Consider the following 22,869-nt stretch of genomic DNA (forward strand, 5'->3'; position numbering starts at 1 on the left):
CCTCACGGGCGGCCTTTTCTTTTGTATGCTGCGCCCATGTCCGGCAGCACCAACATCTACCTCATCGGCCCCATGGGCTCCGGCAAAACCGCCGTCGGCAAACAGCTGGCGCGGCTGCTGCGGCTGACGTTCTACGACAGCGACGTCGAAATCGAGCGTCGGACGGGCGTCGACATTCCCTATATCTTCGAGAAGGAAGGCGAAGCCGGATTTCGCGAGCGGGAGCGCGACGCGATTCAGGCCCTGACGGAGCTCGACAACGTGGTGATCGCCACGGGCGGCGGTGCCGTGCTGCTGGACGAAAACCGCGCCAGGCTGTCGCAACGAGGCAAGGTGGTCTATCTGAAAACGGGCATCGCGCAACAGCTCGAACGCACCCGTCACGGGCGGCAGCGGCCCTTGCTGTACACGGATGATCCGGAAGCAAAGCTGCGCGAACTCATGAGCCGCCGCGCGCCGCTGTACGAGTCGATCGCCGCCGTCACGGTGGAGACCGACGGACGCCATGTCCGCGCCGTGGCCGACGAGATCCTGCAATTGCTGCGCGAGCCGGTGGTTTCGTGATGACCGAACGGGTGAATATCGAACTGGGCGAGCGCAGCTATCCGATCCTGATCGGAGCCGGGCTGTTGCGCGACCAGGCGCTGCTGCAGTCGCTGATCAAGGCTCGCGACGTACTGATCGTCACGAACGAGACGATCGCGCCACTCTATCTCGGGCAGGTGACGGCCGCGCTCGGCGAACGACGCATCGGCTCCGTGATCCTGCCCGATGGCGAGGAATACAAGACGCTCGATTCCTACGCGCGCATTCTCGATGCGCTGGTGCAGGCGCGCATGAACCGCGACGCGGCGGTCGTCGCGCTGGGCGGCGGCGTGGTCGGCGACATGGCCGGCTTTGCCGCAGCCAGCTATCAGCGCGGTATCGACTACATCCAGGTTCCCACCACCTTGCTGGCGCAGGTGGATTCCTCCGTCGGCGGCAAGACGGCGGTCAACCATCCGCAGGCGAAGAACATGATCGGCGCGTTCTATCAGCCGCGCTGCGTGATCGCCGATACCGCCACGCTTGCGACCTTGCCGGATCGCGAATATCGCGCCGGCATCGCGGAAGTCGTGAAGTACGGCCTCATCTACGATGCAACGTTCTTCGACTGGCTGGAATCCCACGCCGACGCACTCGCTGCGCGCACGGATACCGCCGTCATGCACGCCATCAGGCGTTCCTGCGAAATCAAGGCGGCGGTCGTCGGCGTCGACGAGCGCGAGCACGGCCTGCGCGCCATTCTCAATCTCGGCCACACCTTCGGTCATGCGATCGAAACCGCCACCGGCTATGGCACCTGGCTGCACGGCGAAGCCGTTGCGGCAGGCATGGTCATGGCGGCCGACATGTCGACCCGATTGGGCTGGTTGCCGGCAACCGACCTCGATCGTGCAAGACGATTGCTCACGCGCTTCGGCCTGCCCGTCGAGGCACCGCGCATCGGCGCCGCGCGCGGGCTCGAACTCATGGGCATGGACAAGAAAGTGCTCGACCGCAAACTGCGGCTCGTGCTCATGCGCAAGCTGGGTCAGGCCGACATCGTCGGCGACTATCCGGCCGACGTACTCGACGCCACGTTGCGGCAACACTTCGGCTGATCGCGGTTATCCGATGAACTCCGATGCGACGAATCTGGCTGCGTGGGCCGCAACGGACGAAAAATCCCGCGGCCGGCGCTACACCGAGGCGCCGCCAACATTCCGCGGCGAGTTCCAGCGCGATCGCGATCGCATCATTCATTCAACTGCGTTCCGGCGCCTGGTCTACAAGACCCAGGTGTTCGTCAATCACGAAGGCGATCTGTATCGCACGCGCCTGACGCATTCGATCGAGGTCGCGCAGATCGCCCGCACGATCGCCCGCGCGCTGCAGCTCAACGAGACGCTCTGCGAAGCCATCTGCCTCGCCCACGATCTCGGCCACACGCCATTCGGTCACGCGGGTCAGGACGCTTTGAACGAATGCATGAAGTCCTACGGGGGCTTCGAACACAATCTGCAGTCGCTGCGCGTCGTCGATGAACTCGAAGAACGCTACGCCGCCTTCCCGGGTTTGAACCTGACGTTCGAAACGCGCGAAGGCATTCTGAAGCATTGTTCGCTCAACAATGCGCGCCAGCTCGGCGATGTGGGCGAACGTTTCCTCAAGCGCGAACAGCCGTCGCTGGAAGCGCAGATCGCCAACCTCGCCGACGAGATCGCCTACAACAATCACGACCTCGACGACGGCCTGCGCGCAGGCCTCTTGACCATCGACGAACTGCGCGAAGTGCCGGTGTTCCGCCGTCAGCACGATGTCGTGCTGGCAACGTATCCCGAAGTGAGCGATCGTCGCCTGATCCACGAAGTGGTCCGGCGCATGATCAACTACGTCGTCACCGATCTGATCGAAACCTCGGCGGCGGCCATCGGCGAGGCCGCACCCGCCGATGTCGATGCCGTCCGCCAGCACAGCGGCAGCCTGATCCAGTTCAGTGATCCCGTACGCACCGAACATCTGGAACTGAAGCGTCACCTGCGCGATCACGTCTATCGTCACTATCGCGTGCTGCGCATGACGAACAAGGCGAACACCGTGATCAGCGGGTTGTTCGAGACCTTCTTCAAGCGCCCGGAACTGTTGCCGACGGAGCACTTCGAATCGGCGCGCGATCTCGAATCGCAGGCCGGCGAAGCGGGACGCGCACGCGCCGTGGCCGATTACATTGCCGGCATGACCGACCGCTACGCGATCACGGAATACGAACGCCTGTTCGATCCGGCCAAACGCAGCTGACCCAAGGAGCTGCCCTCGATGACTCTCAAGAACGACCTGTTCCTGCGCGCCCTGCTGCGTCTGCCCGTGGAACGCACGCCCGTCTGGATGATGCGTCAGGCGGGCCGCTATCTTCCCGAGTACCGCGCGACGCGCGCGCGCGCCGGCAGTTTCCTGAATCTGTGCATGACGCCGGAACTCGCCTGCGAAGTGACGCTGCAACCGTTGGCACGCTATCGCCTCGACGCGGCGATCCTGTTCTCGGACATTCTCACCATTCCGCATGCGCTCGGACTCGGGTTGCAGTTCGAAACGGGTGAGGGACCGAAGATCGAACGCCCGGTCCGATCTGCTGCCGACGTGGCCCGACTCGCCGTTCCCGATCCCGGCTCGCAACTGCGTTACGTGCTGGATGCCGTGAGCCTGATCCGCCGCGAACTCGCCGGCCGCGTACCGCTGATCGGTTTTGCCGGCAGCCCCTGGACCGTCGGCACCTATGTCGTCGAAGGTGGCAGCTCGCGCGACTTCGCCCGCATCAAGGGCATGATGTTCGACGAACCGCAGACACTGCATCGCCTGCTGCAGTTGCTCGCCGACTCGACGCGCGCCTATCTGAATGCCCAGATCGAAGCCGGCGCACAGGCCGTGATGATCTTCGACACCTGGGGCGGCGCACTGGCGCCCGCGCAATACCGCGAATTCTCCCTGCACTACATGGCGGCCATCGTCGACGGCCTGATCCGCGAACGCGACGGCCAGCGCATCCCGGTGATCCTCTTCACCAAGGGCGGCGGTGCCTGGCTGGCAGAGATGGCGAAGACCGGCTGTGACGCGCTCGGTGTCGACTGGACCACCGATCTCGCGGACGCACGCCGCGCGGTGAACGATCAGAAAGCGCTGCAGGGCAATCTCGACCCGAGCGTCCTGTACGCCTCACCCGAACGTATCCGCGAACACGTCGGTCGCGTGCTGGCGAGTTATGGGCACGGCCACGGCCATGTCTTCAATCTCGGCCATGGCATCCATCCGGCCGTCGATCCGGCGCACGCCGGAGCGATGATCGATGCCGTGCACGAGCTTAGTCCGGCGTATCACATGTGAGAGGAATGGCCGCAAAAAGGCGCAAAAAGCTCAGGTAAGAAGAGAGACTGGCGATCTTTCTTACTTTGAGTTTTTTGCGCCTTTTTGCGGCCATTTCATCCCGTCTCACCCTTTCGGCAACTGATCCCGCAGCGCCCGCCGCAGAATCTTGCCGACATTCGTCTTCGGCAGTTCGTTGCGGAAGTAAACGTGCTTCGGCCGCTTGTAGCCGGTGAGTTCATTGCGGGCGAACTCGATGAGGGCGTGCTCGGTGAGCGAGGGATCCTTGCGCACGACGAACAACGCGACGACTTCGCCTGAATGTTCGTCCGGCTGCGCCACGGCCGCGACTTCGAGTACGCCGGGATGGGCGGCGATCACGCTTTCGACTTCGTTCGGGTACACGTTGAAGCCGGACACCAGGATCATGTCCTTCTTGCGGTCTTCGATGAACACGAAGCCTTCGTCGTCCATGCGGCCGATGTCGCCGGTGCGCAGCCAGCCGCCGTCGAGCATGACCTTCGCGGTTTCGTCAGGGCGGTTCCAGTAACCGCGCATCACCTGCGGGCCGCGGACGCAGATTTCGCCGATCTCGCCGATCGGCTGTTCCTGGCCGGCGTCGTCGCGGATGCTGATTTCCGTCGATGGAATCGGCAGGCCGATCGAGCCGTTGAAGTCCAGGCCGAACGGATTGATGCACGCCGCCGGCGAAGTTTCCGTCAGGCCCCAGGCCTGCGTCAGCACATTGCCCGTGACCTTCTTCCATTGCTCGGCCACCGACCGCTGTACGGCCATGCCGCCGCCGAGCGTGATGCGCAGGCCGCTGAAATCCACCTCCGCGAAACCCGGCGTGTTGAGCAGCGCGTTGAAGAGCGTGTTGACGCCGCTGAAATAGGTGAAGCGGAATTTCTTCAGCTCCGCAACGAACGCCGGAAAGTCGCGCGGATTGGCGATCAGGATGCTGCGCGCGCCGAACTTCACGAACACCATCCAGTTCGCCGTCAGCGCGAAGATGTGATACAGCGGCAGCGCCGTGATGATGGTGTCCTTGCCGAGCTGCGCCTCCGAGCCGATCCAAGCGGCGGACTGCAGGACGTTCGCCACCATGTTGCGATGGGTCAGCATCGCACCCTTCGACACACCCGTCGTGCCGCCGGTGTATTGCAGAAAGGCGATATCGGTGTGATCGAGCGGCACCGGCGTCAGCGGCAGATAGTTGCCCTGGCTCAGCGCCGCGTTGAACGTGATCGCGCCGGGGAGGCGCCAGCGCGGCACCTGCTTGCGCACGTGCTTCACCACCAGATTCACGATCGACGATTTCGGCCAGCGCAGCCGGTCGCCCACCTGCGTCGTGATGACGGTCTCGATGTTGGTCTTGCCGATGACTTCTTCGAGCGTGTGCGCAAAGTTCTCGAGGATCAGGATGGCCTTCGCGCCCGAATCGACGAGCTGATGTTCGAGTTCGCGCGCCGTGTACAGCGGATTGGTGTTGACCAGGGTCAATCCCGCCAGCAGCGCGCCATACAGCGCGATCGGATACTGCAGCACGTTCGGCAGCATGATGGCGATGCGATCGCCCTTGCGCAGGCCGGCGCTCTGCTGCAGCCACGCCGCGAAATCGCGTGCCTGTTCGCGATACTCGCCATAGGTCAGCGTCGTGCCCATGCTGGTGTACGCCGGCAGCGCGGCGAACTGTTCGCACGCGTCGCCGATCAGCTGCTGCAACGATGAATATTCGTCGGGATTGATCTCGGCCGGGACGCCGGCAGGGTAGTTCTTCAACCAGATCTTTTGCATGACGACCCCCAGCAGGACAAACCAGCGATCAGCCTACTTCTTGAGCTGACGCGAAACTGTCGGCCAGATGACATCGAGCAGGACCGGCTGTGCCTTTGCATTCGGATGAATGCCGTCGGCCTGCATCAATGCATCGTCGAGCGCGACGCTTTCCATGAATCCATCGATGACCGGCACCGAATACTTCTGCCCGAGCTCGCCGTAGATGGCGTGAAAGGCAGTGGTATACGCAGGTCCGTAGTTCGTCGGAATACGCATCGCCACCAGCACGGCGCGCGCGCCCGCCGCCTGAGCCTGCGACAGCATCGCTTCGAAATTGGCGCGCACCTGTTTCAACGGCAGTCCGCGCAGGCCGTCGTTGCCGCCCAGTTCGATCACCACCAGCGCCGGCTGGTGCAGCTCCAGCGCTCGCGGCAGGCGCGCCCGGGCACCGCCGGTCGTCTCGCCGCTCACGCTGGCATTGACCACGCGGTACCCGTACCCTTGCTTCGCGAGACGCTGCTGCAGCAGTGCGACCCACGTTGCATCGACGCTGACGCCGTAACCGGCACTCAGGCTATCCCCGAGGACGAGAATGACCGGCGCGGCTGCAGCGGCGGAAGCCACCGGCAGCGACAGCCATCCGAACCAAATCGCGAGTGCGCACCTAAGTAGTAGCGATTTCACAGCCGTCATCGTCAATCGATCGATCCAGAACACAGCATGAGCAGCGGCACCACGGTTCCCACAACAGTTCTCAGGGCAGAAAAGATCAGCAGGCAGGTTAGCAGTCCCGAGGGAACGCTGACCATACTGGAAGAAGTCGATCTGGCGATCGCCGCGGGCGAAACGCTTGCCATCGTCGGCGCGTCCGGCGCGGGCAAATCGACGCTGCTCGCCTTGCTCGCCGGTCTCGATGAACCCTCCAGCGGGCGGATCTGGCTCAACGGCGCGGAAATCAGCGCCCTGAACGAGGACGGCCGCGCCGCCGTGCGCGCCCGGCACGTCGGCTTCGTATTCCAGAGTTTTCATCTCGTGCCGTCGCTGACGGCCATCGAGAACGTGATGCTGCCGCTCGAACTCGCAGGCCAGCCCAATGCGCGCGACGCCGCCCGCGACGTGCTGTCGCGTGTGAGCCTGTCGCATCGTCTCGGTCACTATCCACGGCAACTGTCGGGCGGCGAACAGCAGCGCGTCGCCATCGCACGCGCCTTCGTCACGCGCCCGGCCGTGCTGTTCGCCGACGAGCCGACCGGCAACCTCGACGCCGCCACCGGCGAGCGCATCATCGAACTGCTGTTCGACCTGAATCGCGAAGCCCAGACCACACTCGTCATCGTCACGCACGACCAGGCCATCGCGCAGCGCTGCGGTCGTATCGTGCGCATCGAGGCGGGGAGGGTGGTGGCGTGAGAGCGAACACAGAAGAAAGAAGATTCTCCACGGGGGACACGGGGAGCACGGGGTTCGGAGCAGAAAAATCTCTTGTCCCCGTGCTCCCCGTGTCCCCCGTGGAGAATCTTCTTCTCTTCGTCTTCGGCAGGACGAAGTCATGAAGGCCCTGAAGCTCGCACTGCTGGCGCTGGTGCGCGACGCGAAGTCGGGCGAACTCGGCGTGCTGTTGCTCGCGCTGCTCGTGGCGGTGTCGGCGCTCACGGCGGTGGGATTCTTTACCAGCCGGGTCAGTCGCGCGGTGGAGCAGCAGGCGGGCGAAGTGCTGGCGGCCGATCTGCGCGTGCGTTCGTCGAACGAAATCGATCGCGAGTATTTCGAGCTGGCCCGCGCCAAGGGACTCGCGACCGCGGAGCTGGCGACGTTTCCCACCGTCGCCATGTTCGGCGAAGACAGCGCGCTGAGTGCGCTTCGTGCCGTGTCCGCAAACTATCCGCTGCGTGGCCGCGTGAAGGTGGCGGACGAGCCGTTCGGCACGGCGTATGAAGTGAACACGCTGCCCGGGCCGATGGAAATCTGGCCGGAGGCGCGACTGCTCGCGCAGCTCGGTGCGGAAGTCGGCGACCGCGTGAGTGTCGGCAGTGCCGAGTTCACGATCACGAAGGTGCTGGACTACCGGCCCGACCAGGGGGCGGCCTTCGTCGATCTGGCGCCGTCGTTGCTCATGCGGCTCGAAGACCTGCCCGCGACGAGTCTGGTGCAGCCGGGGAGCCGCGTCACGTATGCCGCACTCTTCGCCGGCGAAACGGCCGCCGTCGCCTCGCTCAAGCAGGAACTGACGGCCCGCAAGAAGCCCGGTCAGCGCATCGTCGATCTGGACGAGGCCAGCCCGCAGATCCAGTCGGCGATGGACCGCGCCGGCCGATTCCTCAATCTGTCGGCGCTGGTCACGTTGCTGCTCGCCGCGATTGCCGTCGCCATCGCGGCGCGCCGCTACGTTGCACGACACCTCGACACCGTGGCCTTGATGAAAAGCATGGGCGCGCCGCAATCGCTGGTGCTGCAGATCAGCGTGTACGAACTGCTCGCCATCGGCCTGCTCGCCGGCATCGTTGGCACGGCCATCGGTTATGGCGCGCAGGCGGCGATCGGCGTGCTGCTGAAGGATCTGGTGCGCGGCGTACTGCCGCCGCCGGCGCTCGATGCGATGTGGCTCGGCGTCATGACGTCGGTGCTGATCCTGATCGGATTCGCGCTGCCGCCGCTGCTGCAATTGCAGCGTGTGCCGCCGGCGCGCGTGCTGCGGCGGAACCTGGAACCGCCGCCGCTGCGCTATGCGACGGTGTACGGAACCGCCATCGCGGCGTTGCTCGCACTGCTCGGCTGGCTGCTACGCGATGCAAAGCTGCTGACGTACGTAGTCGTCGCCACCGCCGCGACCTTCGCCGTGCTGATGCTCGCCGGCTGGCTGCTGGTGCGCGTGCTGTCGCGCCTGCGCGGCAGCGTCGGTGTGGCGTGGCGTTACGGCATGGCCAACATCGCGCGTCGCGGTCGCGACAGCGTCATCCAGATCGTCGCCTTCGGGCTCGGCCTCATGGTGCTGCTGCTGCTGGCACTGGTACGCAACGACCTGATGCAGGACTGGCGCGCCAGCCTGCCGGCCGATGCGCCCAACTACTTCATGATGAACATGCGCCCCGATCAGGGCGAACCGGTGCAGCAGTTCCTGGCGGAGCGCGGCATTGCGGTACCGACGCTCGTGCCGATGATTCGCGCGCGACTCACCGGCATCAACCAGCAGGACACGGCGCAACTCAACACGACGAACGAACAGGCGCGCGACTTTCTCGATCGCGAGGCGAACCTCACCTGGGCGCGCGAGCTGCAGTCCGACAACCGCATCGTCGCCGGACAGTGGTGGTCGGCGGACACGGGCGGCGATCCGCAGGTGTCCGTCGAGATCGAGCTGGCGAAGTCGCTCGGCCTGAAACTCGGCGACGTACTCACCTACGACGTCGCCGGCGAAACCGTGAATGCGCGCGTCACCAGTTTCCGCGAAGTGAAGTGGGATTCGTTCCGTCCCAACTTCTTCATGGTGTTTTCGCCGGGCGTGCTCGATTCGGCCACCGGCACGCTGATCACGAGCGTGCACATTCCAGGCGAACAGCGCCCGATGCTGAGCGACTTCACGCGGCAGTTTCCCGAAGTCGTCGCCATCGATCTCGAAGCGATCCTGACGCAGGTGCGCGGCGTGATGGACAAGGCCGTGCTGGCCGTGCAGTACGTTTTCGGCTTCACGCTGCTCGCCGGCATCACCGTGCTGTTGGCGGCGATCCAGGCCACGCGCGACGAACGTCGCTACGAAAGCGCGATGCTGCGCACGCTCGGGGCCAGCCGCATGACCGTGCTGCAGGGTGTTGCCGCCGAATTCACGACCCTGGGATTGCTGGCCGGCGTGCTCGCGGCCTGCGGTGCATCCGCGGCGGGCTACTTTCTGGCGACGCGGCTGTTCAACCTGAAATATTCGCCCGATCCGCTGGTGTGGATCGTCGGACTCGTCTCGGGTGCATTGCTGGTCGGGATCAGCGGAACACTGGCGACGCGCTCCGTCGTGAATCATCCGCCGGTGGCGACGCTGCGCGGCGGATGAAGCTGCGTCCGCCTCTTCCTGTAGGTCAGGCTTCAGCCTGACTCCGAAAAGGCCGGCTGAAGCCGGCCCCACAGACAGAACTCACAGTCATTCCAATCCCAGACTCGCCCAGCCCACCGGCTTGCGCTCGCCGCGCCACGTATACCCTTCGACCTTCAGCACATACTCGCCCGGACCGAAGGCCGACGAGTTGAGTCCGAACGTCACTTCCTTGTTCGAGTCGCGTGCGATGCGCTTCATCTGCATCACGCGCGTGCCGTCCGACCTGTCGATGGTGATCTCGTAGGTCGCGAACGTTTCTTCGCGCGCGTCGATCACCAGCGTCAGCAGCTGCGGCGGCTGCATCCAGCCGAGCGCGAGCGTCGGGCCGGCGGGCTTCGAATTCACGAGCTGCAACCGATACGTCTGGGCCGCCGCGGGTGCCTGCATCGACGTGACCTTGATCTGACGCTGCGTGTCCTGCAGCTTGTCCGACAGCGACGCGGCGTACATGCCATAGGCGACCAGTCCGCCAAGCGCGGCGATCAGCGCGATCGCAAGGCCCATGACGACCAGCCGGTTGCCGCCAGCCGCCGCAGGACGGCTGCGTTCCCACTTCTCGTCTTCTTCCTCGGCATCGAAGCCTTCGTCGTTCGCTTCGAGCGCGGCGCGCGTGGCGCTGGAAGGAATCGCCGGAAACATGCCGGTCTCGCTCGCTTCCAGCGGCTTGCGCGCCAGCCGTGCCTTCAGGCGCACCGGAATCGGCAGCTTGCCGAGGAAGGCCGGATTCTCGAGACAGTACTGCTCGAACTCGCGCGCCTCGCGCACGGTGAGTTCGCCCGCGAGATAGCGATCGACGATGTGTTCGTTCTGGATGTACTTGAGGTCCATCACGGCTTTCCGGCGTCCTGGGGCGGCTCGGCCGCACACAGCTTGCACTTGGGCCAGTACGGCTTGGCGGCCTGATCCAGCGTCCAGCGATTACCCTCGGCGAAGAACTTGCGCATGGCCTGCGATTGCGGATCGTCGCGATAGCCCAGAGCGACGATACGAACATGCGTCATGTCCGTACCGGACGGCGTGAAATGGATCACGGTCCAGGTTCCCGGCACTGCCTGCGGATACGGGAAGCTCGCGGGCGGTTGCCTGATGCGAATCGCCAGCATGCGTTCCGGCTCGTAGGCGAGGATTTCATTGACGATGGTCTCGGCGTCGCCGAGCCTGCCGTCGGCTCCATAATGACTGCGGATCAGGCCGCCGATGCGCAGGTCGACCTCGGCCCGGGTCACGCCCAGCGTCCGGTAGCCGTCGGCCGTGGTGAACAGTCGCCAGACTTCCGCGACCGGGGCATTGATGAACCCTTCGGTGACCTGTGTACCGGGGTCGTCGTCGGCCATGGCCCAGGGGCCGGCCAGCCCGACCAGCAGAAGAACCAGGAGGCGGACCGGCTTCGCAACTGCGCAACCCATCAGTTTTTCCCGCAATGAATTGTGTGCTGGGGCGCATTATTGCCCGCGCCGCCGCCGGATACTGCCACGACTGGGGCTTTAGTCCATTGCAGCGCGCCGGCGATTTAAACGAACAATGACCGGCCGGCCGCGGGGACACAGCAGCGGTTTGCCCCGTGTTGAAAGCCCGAAAACATTCGTTTACTAAGCCTGCATGATCCTGACGCTGGAAGTGATAGGAGAACAGGGTACGCAGCTCGGCGCCGGGCGGCGCAAGGTGTTCCATGCGATCGGCGGCACGATCGGGCGCCTGCCCGACAACGACTGGGTGCTGCCCGACCCTTACGTTTCCGGCCGGCACGCGCTGGTGCGCTATCTCAACGGCCGTTTCTTCGTCGAAGACACCAGCACCAACGGCGTCTTCGTCAATTCGCCCGATTCGCGACTGTCCAGAACGCAGGCGCACGCGCTCAAGAACGGCGACGTGCTCTACATCGATGCCTACGAGATCAAGGTGTCGATCGAGAAGGAATCGGCGGCCGAAGCCGAGTCGAAGGATCCGCTGGCTGCATTGCAGGGCCGTGTCGATCGCGACAAGGCGCCGAAGCCGGAGCGACGCGTCCGCGCGCCCGAGATTCCAGTCGCGCCGCCCGATGACGATCGCACCGCGAGCATGGCGGCACGCGCGCCGAAGGAAGACGTCGTCGACCGCAGCAATGAAACGCAGTGGTTCGGCCTGAGCGAAATGCAGCTGCCGGATCCGTCGCCCGAACCGCCGCGACCGAAAGTCGTCGCCGTGCGTCCACCGCCGCCGCGCCGCGAGGAACCGAAACCCCCGCCGGTCCGCGAAGCCGCGCCTGCGCGTAGCAGCGATGCCGACGATTCGAATCCGATGCTCAAGCTGCTCGAAGCGGCAGGCGTCGCGGACGTCGATCCCTCCGACGAACTCGCCCGTACCTGCGGCGACATCCTGCGCGTGACCGTCGGCGGATTGATGGAAGTGCTGCGCGCCCGCGACCAGCTGAAGGAAGACCTGCACATCCGCAGCACCACCTTCAAAGCCTCGAACAACAACCCGCTCAAGTTTTCCGCCAATGTGGAGGATGCCTTCCACAACCTGCTGGTGCGCCAGAACGCCGCGTATCTCGAACCCACCGAAGCCTTTGCCGAAGCGCTGCAGGACGTGCGCGATCACCAGACCGCCGTGCTGGCCGCGATGCGCCTCGCGTTCGAAACGATGCTGGCGCAGTTCGATCCCAACCGGCTGCAGGAGGAATTCGACCGCCACATGAAGAAGGGCTCGATCCTCGGCGTGCCGGCGAAGCTGCGCTACTGGGATCTGTATCGCGAGAAATACGGCGAGACCATCAAGGACGCGGACGACAGTTTCCGCGCGCTGTTCGGCAACGCGTTTGCGAAGGCCTACGAAGAGCAGATCGAACGGCTGAAATCGCGCGGCCGCAAACGCTGAAAGGCGCAGGACGCGCCGGGGATAACCGCTTGCTCGAAGACACCCTGGTCGAAGAAGACATCCATCCGGTCTACGTGTCCGCGGCGCTGACGCACACGGGCAAGGTCCGCGAATCGAACCAGGATGGATTCGTCGATCGCGCCGATGCCGGCCTCTGGGCCGTGGCCGATGGCATGGGCGGCCACATGGAGGGCGATGTCGCCAGCCGCATGGTCTGCGACGCGCTCGCCGCCATCGCGCCCGCCAGCAAGCTCGACGGCACGCTCGACGACATCCAGCGCCGCGCCAGCGAAGTGAACACGCGTCTGTACGCCGCCGCGATCCGCCCCATCAATCCGGTGCAGAGCGGCAGCACGGTCGTCGTGTTCGCGGTGCAGCGAACGGCGTGCGCCATCCTCTGGGCCGGCGACAGTCGCGTCTATCGCCTGCGCCACGACCAGCTGGCGCAGATGACGACCGATCACACCTGGGCGGCGCAGATCGCGCCGATGTACGGTTCGGAAGAAGTCGAGGAACTCGACCACTCGATCATGCGCGCCGTCGGCGGCGAACAGACGCTGGTGCTCGACGTGCGCCGCGATCGCGTACGGCTCGGCGACCGTTACCTGCTGTGCTCGGACGGCCTGACGCGCGAATTGCCGCCGGATCGCATCGCCGCCCTGCTCGGCGAGGGCACGGTGCAGGACGCGGCGCAGGCGCTCATCGATGCGACGCTCGCCGCCGGCGCCCGCGACAACGTCACTGTCGTCGTGATCGAAGCGACGTAAACTCGCGCTGCGGCGAGCGGCGCCGCAGGTTGCAGTCACCACGCCATGGCCGTCTCCCACACCATCGAACAACTGCTCGTGGAATTCGCGCGCGGCACCCTGGACGAAGCGGGCGCGGTCGCCGGCATCGAACGGCTCGTGCGCGAGGAACCCTCGCAAGCGCGCGTACTGATCGCGCGGGTGCAGAGCGATGTCGTTGCAGGTCGGCTCACGAACGCTGCCGGGCGCGCGCTGCTGGCCGGCATCGAACGCACGGTTCGCGAACTCGCCGACAGGACCGTCGCCATGGCGGAGGCGACCGAGATCGATCCCGACACCACGTCCATGCGCCCGCCCACGGTGCCTGCGACGCGGGTGGCCGAGCCGACCCAGGCCGTGACACCGCCTTTTGCCAAGACACTGGTGCGGCCCGAACCCAGCGAGTCCGACGATACGCAGATGCGGCCTGGTGGCGACACGCTGCGCATGCCGCCGCCGACGCAGGTCAGCGAACCGACCGTCGCACAGCCCGCCGATCCCGACGCCACGCTGCGCACCGAGCGGCCGTTTCCGCCGACCGCGGCACGCACGGTGCAGATGGAACTCGGCACGCAGGCGATGGCCGGCAACTACACCGCGACCCTGCAGTCATCGGACAAGACGCAGGTCATCAGCGAACGACTGGTGCAATCGCTCGACGAGGTCGACGAACCACGCCACGGCGTATTGCAGCCCGGCTCCATCATCAAGCGGCGCTTCGTGCTGGAATCGCTGCTGGGCAAGGGCGGCATGGGCCTGGTGTTCGGCGCCATCGATCGCCGCAAGGAGGAGGCGCAGGACCCGAATCCGCGCGTCGCCCTCAAGGTATTGAACGCCGACTTCGAACGGCATCCGCAATCGTTCATCGCCCTGCAGCGCGAGGCGCGCAAGGCGCAGACGCTCGCGCATCCGAATGTCGTCACAGTCTTCGATTTCGACCGCGACGGCGACACCGTCTACATGACGATGGAGCTGCTCAAGGGCCGGCCGCTCGAGGCGATCGTGCGCGAAGCGCGCGGCAAGGGCGTGAAGCCCGAAGTCGCGCTGCCGATCATTCGCGGCATCGCCGAAGGCCTCGCCTATGCGCATCGCAAGGGCATCGTGCATTCCGATCTCAAGCCCGGCAACGTCTTCATTGGCGAGGATGGCACGCCCAAGATTCTCGACTTCGGCATCGCGCGCGCCGTGCCGAGTTCCATCACGGCGGAGAACAAGGACGACGTGTTCGACGCCGGCAGCCTCGGCGCCTACACCGAAGCGTATGCGACCGACGAAATGATCGACGGCGTCGATCCGCATCCCGCCGACGATCTGTACGCACTCGGCATCATCGGCTACGAACTCATCACTGGCTTTCACCCGTACCAGCGCCACGGCGCGCCGGCCGCGCGCAAGCTCGGCATCAAGCCGCCGCCGCTCAAGGGCCTCAAGCTGCGCGAAGCGCGCGCGCTCGAGCGCTGCCTGTCGTTCGATCGCAAGCAGCGGCCGAAGGACGCGGGCGAATTCCTCAAGCTGTTCCGCGGCGTCTCGACGCTGCAGAAGGTGTCGATCGCAGTCGCCGCGGTGCTTGCGATCACGGCGGGTTATCTCTGGTACCAGAACTATCTGGAGACGAGCCCGGCGATTCCGTTCGCGCAGCTGCCGCAGGAGACGCAGCAGGGATTTCTGGATGCGATGAACGAAGGCGACAAGGCCTGGACGTTCTTCAGGAACGACGGCAATTCCGCGGCACTCAACGATGCGATCGAGTTCTACGCGGCTGCGTACAGCCTGCACCCGCGCAACCGCGATGCGGTGAAGGCACTGCGCAAGGCGGGCGATGCCATGCTCGATGCGGCCGGTACCGATGCCGAGCGCCGCCGCGAGGCAGCGACGTACATGCAGGGACGCTCGGACTATTTCCTGAAGTATTCGCCGGTCGTCGAGGCGGCGAAGTAGGCGCGTGCCTTTCTTCTCTCTTCCTGTGGGGCCGGCTTCAGCCGGCCATCAACCTGTCAGGCTGAAGCCTGACCTACAGAAGAGAGTGCTCTCCCAATGATCACGACCATCCGTCCACTCCAGATCTTCCGACCGCCGCGCGCGGATTCGGTGCCGTTCGCGCTAGCGTCTTTCAACGCGCGTCGACATGCCGGTACTGCAGGTACTCGCGCGCGACGATCACCAGCAGTATCGACCCTGTGACGGCCTCGAACAGGATCGTGAGGTTCATTGCCGTGGTATGTGCCGAGATCGCCGCGACGGTGTAGTGATCGAAACCGCCGAATCCCAGCAGCGCATAAAGCACCAGCACGCCGAGTCCCAGCGGAACGGCGACGTAGCGCAGCAACGCCAGCCCGAGGAGCCCGACGGCAGTCAGCACGATCCAGGAGGCATAGACGCCGCCGGCGGTGAGCCACGCCGGCAGATTCGGATAGTCGGCGAGGAAGACGGCGTTGTGGACGAAATGAATCAGCGTCGCGACGACATGCGCGATCACGGCCGCCAGCAACAGACTGGATGGCGTTCGATGACTCTCGTTGCGCATTGGCCGGTGCTCCTCTGTCGATGCCTCGTCATGTTGGCCCAGCAACGCAGCAAATACCAATCAGCGCCGCGTCGGCAGCTTGCCGTATGCAGCCCGAGTACCGAAGATCCCCGCACGCGAACAACGGGGGACCGGAATGCGACGACCCTTTGCTTTTGCCACGCTGGTCGGCGGCGCCATCGGCGGATCGCTCGATCTCACTTACGCCATCGTGATTTCCGCGATGCGCGGCACGCCGCCCCTGCGGCTGCTGCAGTCGGTGGCGACAGGCCTGCTCGGCCCTGCTGCTTACGAAGGCGGCGTGCCGACGGCCGTGCTCGGCTTCGTACTGCACTTCTGCATGGCATTGCTCATGGCCGCCGCGTTTTTCCTGGTCAGCCGCCGCTGGATCTGGCTGGTCCGCCAGCCCGTTCTCGCCGCCGTGCTGTACGGCGCGTTTCTTTATCCGTTCATGCAGTTCGTGGTGCTGCCGCTGTCGGCCTATCCGCATCCGTTCGTGTTCCGTCCCGGATTCTTCGCGCTCAACCTGCTGGTACACATGTTCCTGATGGCGCTGCCCATTGCGCTGGCCACGCGGCGGGCGAGCGCCGAGGGGTAGGGAAATTTGCGTCGTCGAACGCTAGGCTGTGCACATGAGTAAACGCCGGCGACGTGGACGGCCCGCGCATGACGACGTACTCACGCCGGCGGAGTGGCGCACGCTGCATGCCCTGCAGCACGGTATGACCACGAGCGAGATCGCGCGACGTCGCGCCGTCAGTATCGATGCCATCAAGTACCACGTGCGGAACATTCGCGACAAGATCGGGCTGCACGGTCGCGACGACTTGCGGCGGTGGTTCGGCGTACCTCGCGACAGCGCGGTTGCAGCAAGGAGCGATGCCATGACACAGCAGTTTCAACTCGGCGCCATCGGCCAGATCGCGCGATCGGTGCGCGACGTGCAGGAGTCGTCGGACTGGTACGGACGCGTGCTGGGGTTACCTCACCTGTACACCTTCGGCAATCTGGCTTTCTTCGACTGCGGCGGCACCCGCCTGATGCTCAACGCGATGCATGGTGTCAAAGCGGACGAATCGATTCTGTATCTGCGGGTGCCGGACATTCAGCTTGCCTATCGCGAGCTGGCCGAACGAGGCGTCGTATTCGAGGCCGCACCGCACCGGATTCACCAGCACGCGGACGGGACGGAAGAATGGATGGCGTTCTTCAAGGATCCCGAGGGACGGTTGCTGGCCATCATGGCGCAGACGCGCAAGTAGGCGGCGTCACGCTCCGCTGGCGGGGCTCAGGCAATGCCTCAGTGCAATTTGCCGCGGATCCCTGTACAGTCCGCGCCGCCTATACAAGCTGCCGTCCGGTCAGCTCGTTCATTTCTCGAGAATCAAACGGCCTCGCCGTCCTCGAACTTGTCTCCCGCCTTTACTGGACCCGCGACCGCAAGGCTCGCGAGCAGGTGCGGTAGAGGAACACATATATATGCCTTTCGCTTCGCTCGGGCTGATGCCCGAACTCGTGCGCGCGCTTTCTGATCGCGGCTACGCACAACCGACGCCCGTCCAGTCGCGGGTCATTCCTGAAATTCTCGCCGGCCGCGACATTCTCGCCGGTTCGCAGACCGGCACGGGCAAGACGGCCGGCTTCACGCTGCCGCTGCTGCAGCGCCTGCAGGCACAACAGAATCCGTCGCGCGCGCCGCGCGCCGTCGTGCTGGTGCCGACACGCGAACTCGCTGCGCAGGTGGCCGACAGCATCAAGAGCTACGGCAAGTATCTGCAGCTGCGCACGATCACCATCTTCGGCGGCGTGAGCATCAATCCGCAGATCGACGCACTGCGTCGCGGTGTCGACATCCTCGTCGCCACGCCGGGCCGGCTGCTCGATCATGCGCAGCAGGGCAACGTCGATCTGCGTTCGGTCGAGATCCTCGTGCTCGACGAAGCCGACCGCATGCTCGACATGGGCTTCATCGCCGACATCCGCCGCGTCATCAAGCTGTTGCCGCAGCAGCGCCAGAACCTGCTGTTCTCCGCGACCTACTCCGACGACATCCGTCGCCTCGCGCAGGGCCTGCTGAAGCAGCCGGTCGAAATCGAAGTCGCGCGCCGCAACGCCGCCATCGAGACAGTCGAACAGGGCGCCTACATGATTCAGAAGGATCGCAAGCGCGCGCTGCTCTCGCATCTCATCCGCCAGGGCGACTGGAACCAGGTGCTGGTGTTCACGCGCACCAAGCACGGCGCCAATCGCCTCACCAAGCAGCTGCAGGACGACGGCATCGAAGCCGCGGCGATTCACGGCAACAAGAGCCAGTCGGCGCGTACCAAAGCGCTGGCGGACTTCAAGGGCTTCAACATCCGTGCGCTCGTCGCCACCGAAGTCGCCGCCCGCGGCCTCGACATCAAGGAGCTGCCGCACGTCGTCAACTACGAGCTGCCGAACGTGCCGGAAGACTACGTGCACCGCATCGGCCGCACCGGCCGCGCCGGCGCCACGGGTGTTGCGCTGTCGCTTGTTGCGCCGGATGAAACCGGACTGCTGAAGGACATCGAGCGCGTGATCGGCAAGCGCGTGTCGCAACTGCCGATTCCGCAGATTTCAGAACCGCCCGCCGGCCGCAGCGTCGCGCCGCGCGAGCCGCAGGAATACAAGCCGCATCAGGATCCGCGGCGCCAGCAACAGCGCGAGCGCCAGCCGCGGTCGAACAGCAACACGGCGTATCCCTCGGACTCGAATCGTCAGGGATTCGATGGCGGCAATCAGAACGCTCGCCGCGGTCGTCCGCAGAACGGCAATAGCGCGCATCGGCAGGAATCGCAGCGCAGTGCTTCGTTCGGTCGCGGCGCCGGCAACTCGCAGAACCGGCAGCCCCAGTCACAAGGGCACAGCCGCCCCGGTCAGCGCGGTGGCCGTGGACAATGGCGCAGCGGGAATCAGGGCCGCAGATAAGAGCCGGTAATCGGTGCGTGAGCCGTAGTGCAGTCGCGGCTCGCGCACCTCGTCTGTCTCTGGAGGCAATATCGGCACACAGGGAAGCGCGTCGATCGGGCTGGCCGTGCCGGCAGCAGACGATGACAGCACGTGTGTGTAGATCATCGTCGTGCTCACGTCGGTGTGTCCGAGCAGTTCCTGCACGCGACGGATGTCCACTCCCGAATCGAGCAGATGCGTTGCGAACGAGTGACGCAACGTGTGCGCCGTGACCTTCTTTTCCAGGCCGGCGCGAGCCACCGCCCGGGAGATCGCGCGGCCCACGGTCTGCTCGAAACGATGATGCCGCCGGCAGATGCCGCTGCGCGGATCGGTCGACACATGCGGTGCCGGAAAAACCCAGTGCCATGCCCAGGAAGCCGGCGCACGCGGGTATTTCTGGGCAAGTGCATCCGGCAACCAGACGCCGGCACGACCGGCCGCCCGATCCTCCGCCCAGAGGGCGCGCGAATGCGCGATCTGTTCCCGCAGCGGCTGCATGAGCGCCGCGGGCAACATGACCACGCGATCCTTCGATCCCTTGCCCTCCCGCACGATCACGATCTTGCGATCGAAATCGACATCCTTGATGCGCAGACGCAGGCACTCCATCAGCCGCAGGCCCATGCCGTAGAGAACCTGGCCGATCAGCCGATCGCTCGTTCCCATCTCCTGCAGCAGGCGGGCGACTTCCATGCGTGACAGCACGACCGGAATGCGATCCCTCACCCGCGGTCGCCCGATTTCGCTCATCCAGGGCAGCTCGATATCGAGTACCTGTCGATACAGGAACAACAGGCCCGACAGCGCCTGCCGATGCGTCGAGGGTGCAACGTTCTTCTGGGTTGCGAGATACGCCAGGAACCGTTCGACTTCGGCCTGCCCCAGGTCGCGCGGATGTCGCAACCCGTGAAACTTGATGAAACGCCGCGCCCAGTACACATACGACTCTTCAGTGCGAAGACTGTAGTGCATGTAGCGAACGCGCTCGCGGATCTGATCGAGCAGACGACGCGACTGCAGCGGCGGCCGTTCCGGCGATCGGTATTTCATGAGCATCCGTGCTGTGTCTGTTGAATCTGTGTTTATATACAGTTATCAATAAACAAGTCAACGTCGGCCAGCTACTTGCGTCATTGTCGATCGACAGGTTATCCGTCGTTCACAGGTTGATCGGAGTCTTCATGACGTTGTCCATGAACAAGCTGTGCACCCAGGCGCTGGATCTTCCTGAGTTTGATGGGGCTGTTAGATCGCAGCCTGCGACATAACTCGTGGCGGGTCAGAGTATTGGCAAGTCGGGGTGTGCCAGGTTATTTGTCAGACGGCAGGTTGATTGGGCAGACTGGGGCGGTCTATATCTAGTTGGGCTTGGAGATAAGGAGAACGCAGATGAACACCGAATCAAACGAAACAACGTACGAGAAATGTCACTTCACGTGCGTGTACTGTGGGTTCGATGGGCGCACCTTCGATGCCTGGATGCAACTCTCGATCGACCACATCCGCCCTCGCAGCTGCGGCGGAACAGACGAACCGAACAATCGAGTGGCGGCTTGTGGTTCCTGCAACTCGCTGACAAGCAGAATGACATTTGCGCCAGAGGCGTCAAGAGCAGAGATGCTTGAGAAAAAACGGCAGTACGTTGCTGAGAGCAGGCGCAACTACTACAAGGTATGGGCCGAGAAAGTAATGCCTCGGTACCTTGAGCGTCCGCTTCTTCCTTTAGCATGATCGCGGAGCCCAACAAATTTCTGCACGCGACGCGCGAAGACGCGCTCGCGTGAGAAATAGCGTTAGCCCTTATGTATCTGTGTCCCAGCTGCAATTCCCCAATCAAGGTCAGTCTCTGGGAGTTCATTCCGCGGAGGACTCTGTCGCACTACGCATGGCACATTGAGTGTGAGTACTGTCGAAGCCATAGCTACATCCCAATGCTCGCGCGTTGGGTCGCATACATCGCCGCAATGGCAGCCACAGTCCTACTGGCCGTCTTCCTGGACAATTTCGGTCTATCACACCCTCTCATACTCTTCTTGGTTGTGTTTCCAGTGAGCTTCTTGATCGGAACGCTTGCGGCTCGACTTTCGACGCCAAGGTTGCAGAAGGCTAAATCGAGGAAGATTGGTGCAGGCTAACAACCGGCTCGAGTACGCGCTGGCGCGCCCGACTCGCAAAAGCGATGCGCTTTTGCTCTCGGCTCAGCCGGAGCGTTAGGCAGCATGAGATCTGAAGGCTTCAGGTGTCCGGCACACATCAACGTCTACGGCACTGGCGTGTACTTGGCATTTCCCACTTCGGAGGTGTTGAAGCCCACCTATCGGGGACATACGACACTTGTAAACGCGTTGCACACCAAGGTTGGGATTACACGATCGAGCTTTTTCAAGCGATGGTCCGAGTACAAGAGAACGTTCGGTGGTGAAGTCGTTCTGCAGCCATTGATCGAACTCGCCTCGCCGGATCTTGCACCGTTCGAACTTTGTCTTCTTTCTGAGATGGATCGTCGCTACGCAAGGTCCGGCAGAGCACGCGAGTGGTTCCACACGGCGGATCGAGACGGCATTGCTGAGCTAGTTGTCAGCATGCGGTGTCAGTTGCTTAGAGAGATCGGAAATGGGAATGCCTAACAAGTGGGTCAAGTTCGTGCGCTGCGCGCACCCGACTCACAAGGTGCTACGCACCTTGTTCGCGGCTTACCCACGGCGTTGGGCGAGACAAATCGATCTTAAGGCTGTTTGATTGTGAATATGCGAAAGCGCCTCCTGCCAGCGATCCCGATTTGTGTGCTTCTTTCGCATGCAGCGTGGGCTGGTGAGATCGTCTACGTCGAAGACATTTCTGGCAGAGATTCTGTAAGCACATATAGCGCGGCAGAGCTTGCCGAAAAGCGCGCACAGGTTGATGCGTATGCGACCAAATCTATGCTGGCCGTTTTTCGGGAAGGAGGTCCCGACGAAATTCGATTCTGGATTTCCTGGGCCAACTTCGACCCCGGTACTATCGGCTACGAAACCAAGGGCTATGTGATATCAAATCAAGGCTTGTGGGTCTGCCGCATTGCTTATCGACAGAACGAGCACTCTCCTGTTGGTGGTTCTTGTAAAGCCTCGAGCTCGAAGAATACGAAAACGATATTGGCTGAGCTTGGCTCCCTATCCAAGTTGTCGGGAAAGTCGCTCAGTTGTGGCGTTATGGACGGTGAGTGGATGTCCGTAGACGGGGTATTCGCCGGACAGCGCTTCACGTTCTCTTCGAGCAATCCAGATATGTGTCCAGGCAAAGGTTCAAAGCTCGTTGCTAAAGTACTGAGAGATGTCAGGCAGTGACATGACGCCCAACAAACTGCTGCACGCGACGGCGTTAAGAAACGCCGCGCTTGAGCAGTGGCGTTAGGGTCTTAAGAGGAGCAAATGGATCGGGAGTCTCTCAAGCTTGAGGTTGGCGCGGCTTTCAAAGTGTCGCGCAAGCCCGTCGAAGCGGACATAGCGCCGCACGAATGTCTTGAATGCGATGAACTGCGCGTTGCACTTGCTCCGTATGAATGGCTCAACATTCCGGACGGTGTCTTAGATAAGCATCGTTGGGACATGCCACTACTTTCAGACGATGGAAAGCAGTACTACCTGCCAGCCTGGCTCATTCGATCAATTAATGAACCGGAGTCGGACTACACCGATGCCTTGCTCTTCGCCTTCAGCTCTGAACATCGATGGGAACCCACGGTTCCTTACACCGAGCGGCAGTGGCGGCTGTTTGATGCCTATTTGGAGTTCTTGGGCGCGAGCTGTAACGAGTTCACACTTGAGCAAGTGGTGCAAGCTCAGCAAAAACTGCAGGAGAACCCTAACAATGCGTTCAAGAGGCGACGTGCGAAGACGCACGCGCCTTAACGCAAACGTTATGCCTCAGAAAGAATGAGGTCGTAGGCATCGAGGCGGTTTGATCGTTCAGGGAGAGCGTTGAGGGTGTCAGCTTCGGAAACAATGCAGTGG

Annotated in this window: 20 protein-coding genes and 1 pseudogene; 15 read left to right on the plus strand and 6 right to left on the minus strand. The window is 63.6% G+C overall.

Going from position 1 to position 22,869, the window contains the following annotated elements; translation table 11 throughout:
- The first annotated feature begins 36 nt into the window (after positions 1 to 36).
- Genes aroK through hemE form a run of 4 tightly spaced genes read left to right on the plus strand, consistent with a single transcriptional unit; the run spans position 37 to position 3,900 of the window.
- Positions 37 to 564 (plus strand): shikimate kinase AroK, encoded by a 528-nt coding sequence (aroK, locus tag V7D81_RS14770; protein ID WP_324317568.1) that lies wholly within the window; start codon positions 37 to 39, stop codon positions 562 to 564.
- Positions 564 to 1,643, plus strand: a complete 1,080-nt coding sequence (gene aroB, locus V7D81_RS14775; RefSeq protein ID WP_324317569.1) for a 3-dehydroquinate synthase — start codon at positions 564 to 566, stop codon at positions 1,641 to 1,643. The genes aroK and aroB overlap by 1 nt, the downstream gene beginning before the upstream one ends.
- 13 nt (positions 1,644 to 1,656) lie before the next feature.
- The gene (locus tag V7D81_RS14780; RefSeq protein WP_324317571.1) at positions 1,657 to 2,820 is read left to right on the plus strand and encodes a deoxyguanosinetriphosphate triphosphohydrolase; all 1,164 of its coding nucleotides are present in this window, start codon (positions 1,657 to 1,659) and stop codon (positions 2,818 to 2,820) included.
- Between the two features lie 18 nt (positions 2,821 to 2,838).
- On the plus strand, positions 2,839 to 3,900 hold the full coding sequence (hemE, locus tag V7D81_RS14785) for a uroporphyrinogen decarboxylase (protein WP_324317573.1): 1,062 nt from the start codon (positions 2,839 to 2,841) through the stop codon (positions 3,898 to 3,900).
- A gap of 105 nt (positions 3,901 to 4,005) precedes the next feature.
- Here the strand turns inward: hemE and V7D81_RS14790 are convergent, their stop codons facing one another.
- Together V7D81_RS14790 and V7D81_RS14795 are read right to left on the minus strand one after the other, a co-directional pair.
- Positions 4,006 to 5,676, minus strand: coding sequence for an AMP-binding protein (locus V7D81_RS14790; RefSeq protein ID WP_324317575.1), 1,671 nt, complete (start codon positions 5,674 to 5,676; stop codon positions 4,006 to 4,008).
- Between the two features lie 33 nt (positions 5,677 to 5,709).
- Positions 5,710 to 6,282, minus strand: coding sequence for an arylesterase (locus tag V7D81_RS14795; protein ID WP_324317577.1), 573 nt, complete (start codon positions 6,280 to 6,282; stop codon positions 5,710 to 5,712).
- A gap of 96 nt (positions 6,283 to 6,378) precedes the next feature.
- On the opposite strand from V7D81_RS14795, the gene V7D81_RS14800 reads away from it, so the two are divergent.
- On the plus strand, positions 6,379 to 7,068 hold the full coding sequence (locus V7D81_RS14800; protein ID WP_324317579.1) for an ABC transporter ATP-binding protein: 690 nt from the start codon (positions 6,379 to 6,381) through the stop codon (positions 7,066 to 7,068).
- A gap of 139 nt (positions 7,069 to 7,207) precedes the next feature.
- The gene (locus V7D81_RS14805) at positions 7,208 to 9,697 is read left to right on the plus strand and encodes an ABC transporter permease (RefSeq protein ID WP_324317581.1); all 2,490 of its coding nucleotides are present in this window, start codon (positions 7,208 to 7,210) and stop codon (positions 9,695 to 9,697) included.
- Positions 9,698 to 9,784: 87 nt separating this feature from the next.
- On the opposite strand, the gene V7D81_RS14810 is transcribed toward V7D81_RS14805, so the two are convergent.
- Together V7D81_RS14810 and V7D81_RS14815 are read right to left on the minus strand one after the other, a co-directional pair.
- Positions 9,785 to 10,567: a hypothetical protein gene (locus V7D81_RS14810; protein WP_324317583.1), complete on the minus strand. Its 783-nt coding sequence runs from the start codon at positions 10,565 to 10,567 to the stop codon at positions 9,785 to 9,787.
- Complete coding sequence (locus tag V7D81_RS14815; RefSeq protein ID WP_324317585.1) at positions 10,567 to 11,145, minus strand: SRPBCC family protein; 579 nt, start codon at positions 11,143 to 11,145, stop codon at positions 10,567 to 10,569. The genes V7D81_RS14810 and V7D81_RS14815 overlap by 1 nt, the downstream gene beginning before the upstream one ends.
- Positions 11,146 to 11,338: 193 nt before the next feature.
- Between V7D81_RS14815 and tagH the strand changes: the two genes are divergently transcribed.
- Genes tagH through V7D81_RS14830 form a run of 3 tightly spaced genes read left to right on the plus strand, consistent with a single transcriptional unit; the run spans position 11,339 to position 15,318 of the window.
- The gene (tagH, locus tag V7D81_RS14820; protein ID WP_324317587.1) at positions 11,339 to 12,595 is read left to right on the plus strand and encodes a type VI secretion system-associated FHA domain protein TagH; all 1,257 of its coding nucleotides are present in this window, start codon (positions 11,339 to 11,341) and stop codon (positions 12,593 to 12,595) included.
- Between the two features lie 29 nt (positions 12,596 to 12,624).
- On the plus strand, positions 12,625 to 13,362 hold the full coding sequence (locus V7D81_RS14825; RefSeq protein ID WP_324317589.1) for a PP2C family protein-serine/threonine phosphatase: 738 nt from the start codon (positions 12,625 to 12,627) through the stop codon (positions 13,360 to 13,362).
- A gap of 45 nt (positions 13,363 to 13,407) precedes the next feature.
- Positions 13,408 to 15,318 carry a serine/threonine-protein kinase gene (locus tag V7D81_RS14830; RefSeq protein WP_324317591.1) on the plus strand — a complete coding sequence of 637 codons (1,911 nt, stop codon included), beginning with the start codon at positions 13,408 to 13,410 and terminating at the stop codon, positions 15,316 to 15,318.
- A gap of 172 nt (positions 15,319 to 15,490) precedes the next feature.
- On the opposite strand, the gene V7D81_RS14835 is transcribed toward V7D81_RS14830, so the two are convergent.
- Entirely contained in the window at positions 15,491 to 15,904 is a 414-nt protein-coding gene (locus V7D81_RS14835; RefSeq protein ID WP_324317592.1) for a hypothetical protein, read from the minus strand.
- A gap of 136 nt (positions 15,905 to 16,040) precedes the next feature.
- On the opposite strand from V7D81_RS14835, the gene V7D81_RS14840 reads away from it, so the two are divergent.
- The 3 genes from V7D81_RS14840 (at position 16,041) to V7D81_RS14850 (ending at position 18,853) form a co-directional block, all read left to right on the plus strand.
- A complete protein-coding gene (locus tag V7D81_RS14840) occupies positions 16,041 to 16,502 on the plus strand; it encodes a hypothetical protein (protein ID WP_324317594.1) in 462 nt (153 codons plus the stop codon).
- Between the two features lie 34 nt (positions 16,503 to 16,536).
- A complete protein-coding gene (locus V7D81_RS14845; RefSeq protein ID WP_324317596.1) occupies positions 16,537 to 17,166 on the plus strand; it encodes a VOC family protein in 630 nt (209 codons plus the stop codon).
- Positions 17,167 to 17,383: 217 nt separating this feature from the next.
- Entirely contained in the window at positions 17,384 to 18,853 is a 1,470-nt protein-coding gene (locus V7D81_RS14850) for a DEAD/DEAH box helicase (protein ID WP_324317598.1), read from the plus strand.
- A gap of 81 nt (positions 18,854 to 18,934) precedes the next feature.
- Here the strand turns inward: V7D81_RS14850 and V7D81_RS14855 are convergent.
- A pseudogene (locus V7D81_RS14855) lies at positions 18,935 to 19,927 on the minus strand (integron integrase); the annotation flags it as partial.
- A 339-nt stretch (positions 19,928 to 20,266) separates the two neighbouring features.
- Between V7D81_RS14855 and V7D81_RS14860 the strand changes: the two are divergent.
- From V7D81_RS14860 to V7D81_RS14870, 3 genes are all read left to right on the plus strand, one after another.
- Positions 20,267 to 20,608 carry an HNH endonuclease gene (locus V7D81_RS14860; protein ID WP_324317600.1) on the plus strand — a complete coding sequence of 114 codons (342 nt, stop codon included), beginning with the start codon at positions 20,267 to 20,269 and terminating at the stop codon, positions 20,606 to 20,608.
- A gap of 1,016 nt (positions 20,609 to 21,624) precedes the next feature.
- Positions 21,625 to 22,203: a hypothetical protein gene (locus tag V7D81_RS14865; RefSeq protein WP_324317602.1), complete on the plus strand. Its 579-nt coding sequence runs from the start codon at positions 21,625 to 21,627 to the stop codon at positions 22,201 to 22,203.
- A gap of 84 nt (positions 22,204 to 22,287) precedes the next feature.
- Positions 22,288 to 22,767 (plus strand): hypothetical protein, encoded by a 480-nt coding sequence (locus tag V7D81_RS14870; protein ID WP_324317604.1) that lies wholly within the window; start codon positions 22,288 to 22,290, stop codon positions 22,765 to 22,767.
- Positions 22,768 to 22,869: the final 102 nt, after the last annotated feature.

The organism is Povalibacter sp. (assembly GCF_036735925.1).
Classification (GTDB): domain Bacteria; phylum Pseudomonadota; class Gammaproteobacteria; order Steroidobacterales; family Steroidobacteraceae; genus Steroidobacter.